Annotated in this window: 9 protein-coding genes; 8 read left to right on the top strand and 1 reads right to left on the bottom strand. The window is 60.5% G+C overall.

All coding sequences use genetic code 11. The annotated features are described in order from the left end of the window. Positions 1 to 234: 234 nt before the first annotated feature. Genes CAG11_RS06655 through CAG11_RS06625 form a run of 7 tightly spaced genes read left to right on the top strand, consistent with a single transcriptional unit; the run spans position 235 to position 8,348 of the window. Complete coding sequence (locus CAG11_RS06655) at positions 235 to 1,992, top strand: carbamoyltransferase (RefSeq protein ID WP_085595559.1); 1,758 nt, start codon at positions 235 to 237, stop codon at positions 1,990 to 1,992. Beyond that, the gene (locus CAG11_RS06650) at positions 1,976 to 3,106 is read left to right on the top strand and encodes a glycosyltransferase (protein WP_085595557.1); all 1,131 of its coding nucleotides are present in this window, start codon (positions 1,976 to 1,978) and stop codon (positions 3,104 to 3,106) included. The genes CAG11_RS06655 and CAG11_RS06650 overlap by 17 nt, the downstream gene beginning before the upstream one ends. Continuing rightward, a complete protein-coding gene (locus tag CAG11_RS06645) occupies positions 3,106 to 4,002 on the top strand; it encodes an antimicrobial resistance protein Mig-14 (RefSeq protein WP_085595555.1) in 897 nt (298 codons plus the stop codon). The genes CAG11_RS06650 and CAG11_RS06645 overlap by 1 nt, the downstream gene beginning before the upstream one ends. Before the next feature lie 8 nt (positions 4,003 to 4,010). Continuing rightward, positions 4,011 to 5,435 (top strand): PIG-L deacetylase family protein, encoded by a 1,425-nt coding sequence (locus CAG11_RS06640; protein ID WP_085595553.1) that lies wholly within the window; start codon positions 4,011 to 4,013, stop codon positions 5,433 to 5,435. Next, positions 5,432 to 6,388, top strand: a complete 957-nt coding sequence (locus CAG11_RS06635) for a glycosyltransferase (RefSeq protein WP_085595551.1) — start codon at positions 5,432 to 5,434, stop codon at positions 6,386 to 6,388. Before CAG11_RS06640 ends, CAG11_RS06635 begins: the two co-directional genes overlap by 4 nt. A gap of 42 nt (positions 6,389 to 6,430) precedes the next feature. Then, positions 6,431 to 7,198: a glycosyltransferase family 2 protein gene (locus CAG11_RS06630; protein WP_085595549.1), complete on the top strand. Its 768-nt coding sequence runs from the start codon at positions 6,431 to 6,433 to the stop codon at positions 7,196 to 7,198. Continuing rightward, positions 7,188 to 8,348, top strand: coding sequence for an O-antigen ligase (locus CAG11_RS06625; RefSeq protein ID WP_085595546.1), 1,161 nt, complete (start codon positions 7,188 to 7,190; stop codon positions 8,346 to 8,348). The genes CAG11_RS06630 and CAG11_RS06625 overlap by 11 nt, the downstream gene beginning before the upstream one ends. 24 nt (positions 8,349 to 8,372) lie before the next feature. Here the strand turns inward: CAG11_RS06625 and CAG11_RS06620 are convergent, their stop codons facing one another. Then, on the bottom strand, positions 8,373 to 9,017 hold the full coding sequence (locus CAG11_RS06620; protein ID WP_085595544.1) for a phosphotransferase: 645 nt from the start codon (positions 9,015 to 9,017) through the stop codon (positions 8,373 to 8,375). A 117-nt stretch (positions 9,018 to 9,134) separates the two neighbouring features. On the opposite strand from CAG11_RS06620, the gene msbA reads away from it, so the two are divergent. After that, positions 9,135 to 10,937, top strand: coding sequence for a lipid A export permease/ATP-binding protein MsbA (msbA, locus tag CAG11_RS06615; RefSeq protein WP_085595542.1), 1,803 nt, complete (start codon positions 9,135 to 9,137; stop codon positions 10,935 to 10,937). Positions 10,938 to 10,950 lie beyond the last annotated feature (13 nt).

The following is a 10,950-nucleotide window of genomic DNA, read 5'->3' as shown; positions in this document are numbered from 1 at the left end:
TGCGACCCGTGGTCGCTGCCATCGCCGCCATGAGCCCTGGAAGATCTTCCTGGGTCGTGGCGGCGGTGGGGCGGGCGCGCCGCGATGTAGCCTGGCTTGTGGCTTGCCTCTAGAGGCTTGCCCCTGCTTTTACGCTATAATCCCGCCCTTTCGTTGTTTCTCGCCCTCTTGCGAGCACACTTTCTTTTCAAGGCGCTTTGCGCCCGCATGCAGACTAAACGAGGCTAGACCCCTGTGGCATTGACGATTCTTGGCCTGTCCGGCGCCCTTAGCCATGATCCTTCGGCGGCCCTGTACATCGACGGCAAGCTGATTGCCGCTGCTGAAGAAGAGCGTTTCGTGCGCGACAAGCATGCAAAGAACCGCATGCCCTACGAGTCGGCGAAGTTCTGCCTGGAGCAGGCCGGGATCAAGCCTTCCGACGTCGATGTGGTAGCGATTCCATTCGCCCCGATCAGCCTGTTCGGCAAGGCGCGCTGGCACTACGCCAAGCGCTACTGGTATGCCCCGGACCGTGCCCTGGACGCGATCCTGATGGGCAACCGTCGCTACAAGCGCTATCGCAAGAAGATCGTCTGGTGCCTGGAGCAACTGGGCTTCGATCCGAAGAAGATCAAGATCGAGCCGGTCGAGCACCACCTGGCCCACGCTTCCAGCGCCTACCACTGTTCCGGCTTCAAGGAGAAGACCGCGATCCTCGGGATCGACGGCAAGGGCGAGTACGCCACCACCTTCTTCGGTTATGGCGAGAACGGCAAGATCCACAAGATCAAGGAATTCTACGATCCGGATTCCCTGGGCGGCCTGTACGGCGCGATCACCGAGTTCCTCGGCTTCGAGATGCTCGACGGCGAGTTCAAGGTCATGGGCATGGCGCCTTACGGCGATGCCAGCAAATACGACTTCTCGCGCCTGGCCAGCTTTGAAAACGGCGAGCTGGTGATCAACACCGACTACGCCAACGTCATCGGCCTGCGTCGCTATAAAGAGAAGGGCAAGGGTTTCTACTTCTCGCCGAAGCTGATCGAGTGGCTGGGTCCCAAGCGCGAAGGCGATATCGCCGACGAGCCATACATCCACTACGCCGCCAGCATGCAGGCATTGTTCGAGAAGCTGGCCCTGCAGATGATCGACCATTACCTGGGCGACACCCTGAAGGAAACCGGCAAGCTGGCCTTCGCCGGCGGCTGTGCGCTGAACGTCAAGCTGAACCAGAAGATCATCGCCCGTGCGGACGTGAAGGAACTGTTCGTCCAGCCGGCCTCCGGCGACGCCGGTACCGCAGTGGGTGCCGCGGCCTATGTGTCCCACGCCCGTGGCGTACCGGTGGAGAAGATGGAGCACGTCTACCTCGGCCCGGCGTACTCCAACGAAGACGTGATCGCTGCCTGTGCCCGGCACCCGAACCAGCCAGCCTGGCGCCAGATCGACAACACCCCCGAGCGCATCGCCAAGATCATGGTCGATGGCAACCCGGTGGCCTGGTTCCAGGGCCGCATGGAGTTCGGCCCGCGCGCCCTGGGCGGCCGTTCGATCATCGGTTGCCCAAGCGCCTCGGGCGTGGCCGACCGGATCAACGAGCAGATCAAGTTCCGCGAGCGCTGGAGGCCTTTCTGCCCGTCGATGCTCGACACTGTCGCTCCGCAAATGATCAAGGTCGACCATCCGGCACCGTTCATGACCTTCACCTTCGAAGTGGCGCAGGAGTGGAAGACCCGGGTACCGGAAGTGGTCCACGAGGACGGCACATCCCGGGCCCAGGTGCTCAAGCGCGAATACAACCCGCGCTACTACGACATGATGAAGGCCCTGGAAGTCCTGACTGGCAACGGTGTGTCGCTGAACACTTCGCTGAACCGCCGTGGCGAACCGATGATCTGCTCGCCGACCGATGCCTTGAACATGTTCTACGGGTCCGACCTGCAGTACCTGATCATGGAAGACATCCTGGTGGTCAAAGACGGCGTGGATCCTTATGACACGGTCGGCTGAACGCCATGTGCTGCAGTTCTGCCACGGCTATGACGGGCCGTTCCTGGACTGCGCGCGGCAATATGCCAACCTGTTCGCGGGCAGCGGCTATCGGGTGACCACGGTCTTTCTGACCGGGGTCGCCGATGCCGAAGTCGCCGCGGGTTGCGCGTCCGACGAAGTGCTGTTCATGGAGTACAGCTCCAAGGCCATTCGTGGCCTGAAGCTGGGTGCCATCCGTGACCTGCGCAAGATCGCCGCATCGCGCAACTTCAGCTTCTGCATCGCCCATCGCTTCAAGCCGATCTACATCGCCCTGCTGGGCACACGCCTGCCGGTGATCGGCGTCCACCATGCGTTCAGCGACTACAAGCGCGGCAGCCGCAAGCTGTTCGCCGGGCTGTTCGGCAAGCGCCTGAGCCTGCTCGGGGTCTCCGACGCGGTGCGCGACGATATGCGTGCCTGCCTGCCCAAGTGGCCGGCGCAGCGGATCCAGACCCTATACAACCGGATCGACCTGGAGGCCTTGCAGGCCAGCCAGCTGAACCGGGCCGCAGCCCGTGCCGAGCTGGGCCTGCCCGCCGATGCGTGGATCGTCGGCAACGTCGGGCGCCTGCATCCGGACAAGGACCAGGCCACCCTGTTGCGTGGTTTCGCCGCGGCAGCGGCGCAGCTACCCCAAGGCAGCCAGTTGGCGATCCTGGGTACCGGCCGCCTGGACAAGGACCTCAAGTCCCTGGCTCGCGAGCTGGGGATCGCCGATCGCGTGCTGTTCCTCGGCCAGGTTCCAGAGGCCCGGCGCTATTTCCGGGCGTTCGATGTATTCGCCCTGAGCTCCGACCACGAGCCTTTCGGCATGGTCCTGCTGGAGGCCATGGCCGCCGGCGTACCCTTGCTGGCCACCGCGTGCGGCGGGGCCAAGGAAGTGGTCGAGGGTGTGGGCATCCTGTTTCCCCTGGGGGATGTCGAACATCTGGCCCAGGGCCTGCAGCACCTGGCGGCGATGGACGAACACCAGCGCCGGGTCTGCGCCGAGTTGATGCTCGATCGCTTGCGCGAGCGTTTCTCCGATCGGGCCGTACGCGACGTATTCTGGCGCTTGCCACAAGTCACCGAACTGACCGCGAGGGGCTGATGCTCAATCGATTCCAAGGCTGGCGCGAACGCGGCTGGTCAGTCATTGACGCATCGACCTATGCCCAGGCCTGGCAGCGTTTTGGTGGCAGCGTGGCAACCCATCCACTGGTGGTCGAGCAACTGGCGGACCTGGCGCAGATTCCCGTGCGTTACCTGGCCTGGGAGCGCGATGGCCAGCTACAGGCGGCCATCGCTACCTGGGGCCGGGACCTGGCGCTGTCCAAGGATGTGCTCAAGCGCGCGGGCAAGAAAGGACTGTTCGATATCGGCAATGCCGAGCTGATCTTGCCGGCAGCGGCGCACGCCCAGGCTCCGTTGCGTCATCGTGGCCGCTACCTTTCGGCCCTCAACGAGGGGCGTTTCGCCGGCCAGCGGCCCCAGGCCGAGCAGTTGGCCATGGCTCGCACCCCGGAAGAACTGTCGAAGAAGTTCCGCTACAACCAGCGCCGTGAACTGCGCTTGCTGGAGGAGGCGGGCGGTGTGGTGCGTCCGGTGAGCGAGTTCAGCAGCCCTGAACTGGCGGCTATCTACTGCGATCTTTTCCAGCGGCGCTGGGGATTCGCCGCCACCGGTGCCGAACGCATGGCCGAGGTGCTGGAGCGTCTGCGCGAGCTGCTGATTGGCTCGGTGATCTTCCTCAACGATGCCCCGATCGCCGTGCAGCTGATCTACCGGGTCGAAGCCCCGCAGTGGATCAGCGTCGAGTACGTGAATGGTGGTGTCGACCCCGAAACCCGGGAGTTCAGTCCAGGCAGCGTGTTGAGTTTCCTCAATACCCAGAGCGCCTGGGAACAGGCTCGGGCGCTGGACAAGCCGCTACGGTTTTCCTTCGGTCGTGCCGACCGTGAATACAAGGATCGTTGGTGCAATCCTGTGCCGGTTTTCCAGGTGTGAGTCAGCCCATGAGCCGCAAGCAGCAACTGCTCAAGCGCCACCGGCGCAATAAACGAATCGCCTTGCTGATCGGCCTGGTGCTGTTGCTGCTGGCTGGCGTCCTGGTGGCCTGGTGGTTGCCGTTGTTGCTGGCGGTGGCTGCCTGGCTGGCCCACGAGGCCTGGTTCGCCGACCACCTGTTCTATTCACCCAAGGATGACTACGACTACCAACTGAAGGCCGATGAGCAGCTTTCACTGCAGCTTGTCGAGGGTAAGTTGAGCCTGCCTGGCCCGTTGGCGCTGGGTGACAACGACACCTTGATCCTCAAGGTGCGCATCAAGTCCTCCTGGTTGGGGAGATTGTTCGATCCTGGAGTGCGGATACTTGGCGGGATGGCGGACTGCCAGGACTTCGAGCGCGGTGTGCAGGGAGTTCGCTACCTGAACCTGACTGGCCAGCAAGTTGCCCTGAACGAATCGAGGTTGGCGCTCGAGGGGCGTTTCTGTCGATTGGATCCCGGGGTCGAGCTCTTCATCCTGCGTCACCCCGACTATCTGGCCAAGCGAGTATTGGTGGTCGCTCCCCATGCCGATGATGCCGAGTTGGCGGCGTTCGGCCTGTACAGCCAGGCGGCCCAGAGTTGGATCGTGACCCTGACCGCCGGCGAGATAGAAGCTGAACATTACCGGCAGATGGGGCTCGATGGTGTCGAAGCGGCGCGCTTGAAGGGCTCGCTGCGGGCCTGGGACAGCATCAGCGTGCCTTTATGGGCGGGTGTCCCGCAGGAACGCTGCGTGCAGTTGGGGTATTTCTGCCTGCAGTTGGCGGCGATGCAAGCTGCGCCCGAGCAGCCGGTCGGTTCGCGAGAGGCCGATATGCTCGATACCCGTCCTTTCCGGCGCTTCAATCAATTGGGCCTGGCCAGTGATGCCAATGGGATTCCCTCCTGGCAGAACCTGGTGCAGGACTTGGTGGAACTGATCGAGCATATCCAGCCCCAAGTCATCGTTGTGCCCCATCCCCATTTCGACCCGCATCCGGATCATGTCTGTGCGCAACAGGCGGTGCTGGAGGCCCTGGGCAAGACCAGCAGCCAGCCCGCGTCCCTGCTTTATTATGCCAACCACCTGCATGACAACGATCGCTGGCCCATGGGGCAGGCCGGTAGTGGCGTGGCCTTGCCACCACAGCTGGCGGCACAGTCACCGTTGCGACCATGGGCGTTGACCGTTCTCCCGCAAAGGCAGTGGCACAAGGCCATGTCTTTGGGCATGATGCACGACCTGCAGCCGCCGCCTCCCTTCAAGCGCAAGATCCGACGCCTCATTCAGCGTTGTCTGGCTGGCCGGCATTGGCCCGCCTTTGGTGAAAACGAGTTTTTCCGCAAGGCAGTGCGTCAGCACGAGCTGTTCTGGGTCGACGAGAATCCAAGCAAAAGAGAGGAAGTGTGAGAGTTCTGTTTCTGGTTCAGAAAGAACAGCGGGCGATTCTTGATCGACTCTACGATGGCATTGCTGAGCGATGCGAATGCGATATGCGCATGCTGAGCAGTGCCGAGCAGGACAATCTGCGTAAGTACTTCCGCAAGCACGTGGACGTTGAGCGTTACGACCGGATCGTCTTCTTCCTGCGCTTCAAGAAGGAAATCAGACAGGTTAGGTTCATACAGACCCTGCCTAACCTGGTTATCCTCGAGCACGACGCGTACCAGAACTACATCCCTTGCAAGTACACCGGCAAGTTTAGTGCGCACTACCGCAAGTTGCCTTGGGCGCGGGTCATCAGCTCGGGATACATGGTCAGTCAGCGTCTGTGTGAAGAAGGTTTCGATGCGCATTTCGTGCCCAAGGGCTACGACCAGGCGTTGCTGCAGGACCGAGCCCGTGAGCGGGATATCGAACTAGGTTTTGTCGGCAGTTTGAACAGCGTGGCGTACTCCGGTCGCAAAGAAATGCTTGAGTCGATCGCTGAAGTCGAGAATCTGCTTGTCACCCGGACCAAGTCGGGTGAGGAGTATTGCGAAACCTTGAATCGAATTCGCTACTTCGTCAGTGCCGATGTCGGCATGGGCGAATACATGATCAAGAACTTCGAGGCCATGGCTTGTGGCTGCGTACTGTTCGCCTTTGACCAGGGGAACGAAGAGAACCAGGCCTTGGGTTTTATCGATATGCAGAACATTGTACTGTATCGCGATCGCGAGGAACTGAGGCTGAAACTCCAGCAATTGCGCGCTTCGCCGGAGCTCAGCCAGTCTATCGCTCAGGCGGGACAAGCCCTGGTGGAGCAGCGTTACAGCTTCCGTTCGGTCGGCCATGCAGTGGTCGAATGCATGCGTGCGCCGCTTCGTGAGCGTGCGCCGCTGAGCTGGACAGAAAGATTGCGTGTGGCATTGGGCTTCTAAGAGCCTTGTGACAACTTCCCGCTAATGACTTGGTGCTATTAAATGCTGTTTAGCGAAACTAGCGATATATCGGTGGTGGTGACCAGTTGTGGTCGCTTCGACCTGTTGAAGCGAACTTTGGAATCATTCGATCGTTTCAACACCGCGCCGATCCGCCGGGTGTTTATCACTGAAGACTCTGGTGATAAAGAGGTAGAGAACTGCATTCCGGAGCATTGGCGGGCGCACACCCAGTTTTTTGTCAATGTTCCGCGTTTGGGCCAGTTACGCTCCATCGACCTGGCGTATGAGCACGTGCAGACTTCCTGGATCTTCCACTGCGAGGATGACTGGGACTTCTATCGTGAAGGTTTTATCGAAGAGTCCCAGGTCCTGCTGGAAAACGATCCCCAGGCGCTACAAGTCTGGCTGCGCAGCTTTCATCATGACCTGGCTGTACACAGTCCCTACATTTTCCTCAACGAGCGCAAGGTCGTCGATGGAATTCCTTTCTATTTGCTGGGTTCGCACAAGGCCGACTGGCAGGGTTTTTCACTGAATCCGGGCCTGCGACGCAAGGCAGATTACCTGCTGCACGCACCTTACTCGGCGTTTTCGGGAGAGAAGGATCTGTCGCGAATCTACGCCCGTGACAATCGTCATGGCTTGATTCTGGAAAATGACGCAGTGCTGCACACAGGGTTTGGCGAGCACGTTGAACTTCCCAAGGAGCGGGTGGACAAGCAGCGCCGCAAGCGTCGTGACCGAATCAAGTTGGCGGCGGTTTTTATTCTTGGTCTCGCATTGGGTTGGTTGATACATGGAATTTGATCGTATGAAACTGGGGAAAACAGCGCTCTACTTCAGCACGCTGTTATGCGTGTTCTTGTTGAGCTACATAGTGGGTGGTTCTTCAAAGTGGACCAACAATATCTTCTACGCCTTCATTGCCTTGCCGGGATTGGTGTTCCTGCTCAAGGGTGATGGTCGTAAGTTGCTCAGGGAGCCTTTGGCCTGGGGGTGGCTGGTCTTCATCCTGTGGTTCTTCGTGCCGGGAATCATCGCCGGAAAGGCTCAGTTCTATAAGCACATCGTCTACACCCTGTTGTTCATGTTTGCGGTCGCAGCCCTGACTGCGCCGACATTCTTCCGCAGTCCGCAGTTCATTCGCGCCCAGTTCTGGATCCTCTGCCTGTATATCTATGCCAGTGCGGTTTATAGCTGGAGTACGGGAGAATTCGCTTTTGGTAGCCGGGTCGGTCTGTTGCCGGCCCGCCTGCAGAATGTGATCTACGCCAGCATCTGGCTGTTCTGTGCGCTGGCGCTGGCCTTGCCTTGGTGGGTGCGGTCCAAGCGCTGGGTTGAGGCGGGGGCGGCGATCCTGTTGTCGGTGGTGGCCGTGACCTTTGTCCTGCAGACCCGTACGGCGTTGGTTGGTGCGGCATTCCTCTTCGGCCTGTGGGTTCTGTATGGGCTTTACCACAAGCCCAAGGCCATGGGAGCTGCGGTTGTCCTCGGATCGGCGGTTCTTGCCGCGGTCATTTGGGGCATCCACGACGAGGCGTGGTTCCAGTCCTTGTGGACGCGCGGTGATTCCTACCGGAGCGAGTTGTTCCATGTGATGGTCGGTGAGTGGCAGAACTGCGGCTGGACGCTGGGTTGCGGTGTGGGTTTCCACTCTAGCCAGTTGCTCGCTGGCTGGATGCCGATCCAGCATCCACACAACATCTTTGTCGCTCTGGGGCTGTACACCGGTGCGCCGGCGCTGCTGATCTTCATTGCCCTGATGGTGGCTTCGCTTGTCTATGCCTGGCGCCTGCGTGATGCCTGGGGCATGTACCTGGCCTGTGCGCTGGTGATGCTCAACTTCGATGGCAGTCTGTTGATCGGCAATCCGGATGAGCTGTGGCCACTGGTACTGCTGCCAGCAGCCATGATCCTTGGCCGGGTGTTGCAGGCCCGGCAAGCCCAGGGCCTGTAAGGCTGTTCCCCCAAGCGCCGCGCACTACGCCTGCTGCAAGACCGTGATCAGGTCTTGTCTCGAGCAGGTGTTCTGCGCGGCGCTGTAGTGTTCGAGAAAGGTCGCGCCCTGGTTCTTCAGCAACCACTGGCGATCTTCTGCGTAGCGCAGCATGTGTTTGAAGTTGCGCAGCCGCAGGTTCTTGCGTAACGGCCGGCGACGCACTTGCAGGTCGGCAATGTCGATCAGGCCCAACTGTTTTTCCGGTGTCAGGACGATGTTGCCCAGGTGAGCCGAGCGGAAGTAGATGCCGCTTTCGTGCAGCCTAGCCATGAAGGCGCCCAACTGGGCTCGCAGTGTTTCGCCCTGCTCTTCATCCTCCAGCAACTGACGTAGGGTCTGCCCCGGCAAGGGGCTGTAGTGCACCGCGTCGCGCTCGATGCTGGCAATGCGGTAGACCTGGCGCACCTTGGGGCAAGGGATGTGCCGTTCGTCCAGGGCCTTGCAGTTGTCGGCGAAGCGTCGGGCGTAGGGATACCAGGCTGCGGAGGTCAGCAGGCGCTTGCGCCGAAAGAGCTTGAAGATCGAGCCGTCTGTCAGACGCAATACCTTGTCGCCATGGCCATCGGCCTCGAGGACTTCGGCGCCCTCGCGCAGGGTGAGGTAGCGGGCAGGGTCGAGGGCTTGCATCAATACTCCAGGGTCAACGCCGGCGGGCATGGATAGGGGCCGGTATACTACCTCAGCTCAGGCGTGAAAATGGCCTGTGTTATAGTGCGCGGCTTATTTCTCATCCCACGAGTTCTCATGACTATCCCTACTCCTGCCGCGGCGTCGAGTCTGAAGATATACCTGCGCTTGCTGTCTTATGTGCGTCCCTACTGGGGAATGTTCGCACTGAGTATCCTGGGTTTCGTGATTTTCGCTTCCACCCAGCCGATGCTGGCGGGAATCCTGAAGTACTTCGTTGATGGGCTCAGTAATCCCAACGCGGTGCTGTTCCCCGATGTTCCTTATTTGCAGGACTTGCAGTTGCTGATGGCGGTGCCGCTGCTGATCATCCTGATCGCGGCCTGGCAGGGACTGGGTTCGTTCCTTGGCAACTATTACCTGGCCAAGGTCTCCCTGGGCCTGGTGCATGATCTGCGGGTCGAGTTGTTCAACAAGTTGCTGGTCCTGCCCAATCGTTATTTCGACACCCACAACTCCGGGCACCTGATCTCGCGTATCACCTTCAACGTGACGATGGTCACCGGGGCGGCCACCGATGCCATCAAGGTGGTGATCCGCGAAGGCCTGACCGTGATCTTCCTGTTCGGCTACCTGATCTGGATGAACTGGAAGCTGACCCTGGTGATGGTGGCGATCCTGCCCTTGATCGCGGTGATGGTGAGCAATACCAGCAAGAAATTCCGCAAGCAGAGCAAAAAGATCCAGGTGGCGATGGGGGACGTGACCCATGTCGCTTCGGAAACCATCCAGGGCTATCGCGTGGTTCGCAGCTTCGGTGGCGAGGAGTACGAGCAGCAGCGTTTCGCCCAGGCCAGCCAGGGCAATACCGACAAGCAGTTGCGCATGACCAAGACCGGCGCGGTCTATACCCCCATGCTGCAGCTGGTGATCTATTCCGCCATGGCCGCGCTGATGTTCCTCGTGCTGTTCTTGCGTGGCGATGCTACAGCCGGTGATCTGGTGGCCTATATCACGGCTGCGGGCTTGTTGCCCAAGCCGATCCGCCAGCTGTCCGAAGTCAGCTCGACTATCCAGAAAGGCGTGGCCGGCGCCGAGAGCATCTTCGAGCAGCTGGATGTCCAGCCTGAGGTCGATACCGGAACCGTCGAGCGTGAACGTATCGACGGGCGCCTGGAAGTACGAAACCTGAGCTTCACCTATCCTGAGACCGATCGCGAAGTACTGAAGGACATCAATTTCAGTGCCGATCCAGGACAAATGATTGCCCTGGTTGGCCGTTCCGGTAGCGGCAAGTCGACACTGGCCGGGCTGATCCCGCGTTTCTACCATCACGAATCCGGGCAGATCCTGCTAGACGGCATCGAGATCGAAGACTATCGCTTGCGCAACCTGCGCCGTCATGTCGCCCAGGTAACCCAGCACGTGACCTTGTTCAACGACACTGTGGCCAACAACATCGCCTACGGCGACTTGGCCGGGGCCCCGCGGGCGGACATCGAAAAGGCCGCCGCCGACGCCTATGCCATGGATTTCATTGCGCAACTGCCCGATGGCCTGGACACCCAGGTTGGCGAGAACGGCGTGCTGCTTTCCGGTGGCCAGCGCCAGCGCCTGGCGATTGCCCGGGCATTGCTCAAGAATGCCCCGCTGCTGATCCTCGACGAAGCCACCTCGGCCCTGGACACAGAGTCGGAGCGGCATATCCAGGCAGCCCTGGACAAGGTCATGAAAGGGCGCACGACCCTGGTGATCGCCCACCGCCTGTCAACCATCGAGAAGGCCGACCTGATCCTGGTCATGGACCAGGGGCGTATCGTCGAGCGGGGCACCCATGCCCAGTTGCTGGCGCAGAATGGCTACTACTCGCGGCTGCATGCCATGGGGCTGGAAGAACCAGTGCAAAACGGGATCGCCTGATCCCTTCCGGGAG

The organism is Pseudomonas sp. B6(2017) (genome assembly GCF_002112765.1).
GTDB classification, from domain to species: domain Bacteria; phylum Pseudomonadota; class Gammaproteobacteria; order Pseudomonadales; family Pseudomonadaceae; genus Aquipseudomonas; species Aquipseudomonas piscis.
This window is presented reverse-complemented; position numbering and strand designations above follow the sequence as displayed.

Excerpts from the sequence above, each read along its gene's own strand:
- CAG11_RS06650 (WP_085595557.1), top strand. The coding sequence starts at position 1,976 with ATGACACGGTCGGCTGAACGCCATGTGCTGCAGTTCTGCCACGGCTAT.
- msbA (WP_085595542.1), top strand. The coding sequence starts at position 9,135 with ATGACTATCCCTACTCCTGCCGCGGCGTCGAGTCTGAAGATATACCTG.
- CAG11_RS06625 (WP_085595546.1), top strand. The coding sequence starts at position 7,188 with ATGGAATTTGATCGTATGAAACTGGGGAAAACAGCGCTCTACTTCAGC.
- CAG11_RS06630 (WP_085595549.1), top strand. The coding sequence starts at position 6,431 with ATGCTGTTTAGCGAAACTAGCGATATATCGGTGGTGGTGACCAGTTGT.
- CAG11_RS06640 (WP_085595553.1), top strand. The coding sequence starts at position 4,011 with ATGAGCCGCAAGCAGCAACTGCTCAAGCGCCACCGGCGCAATAAACGA.
- CAG11_RS06645 (WP_085595555.1), top strand. The coding sequence starts at position 3,106 with ATGCTCAATCGATTCCAAGGCTGGCGCGAACGCGGCTGGTCAGTCATT.
- CAG11_RS06620 (WP_085595544.1), bottom strand. The coding sequence starts at position 9,017 with ATGCAAGCCCTCGACCCTGCCCGCTACCTCACCCTGCGCGAGGGCGCC.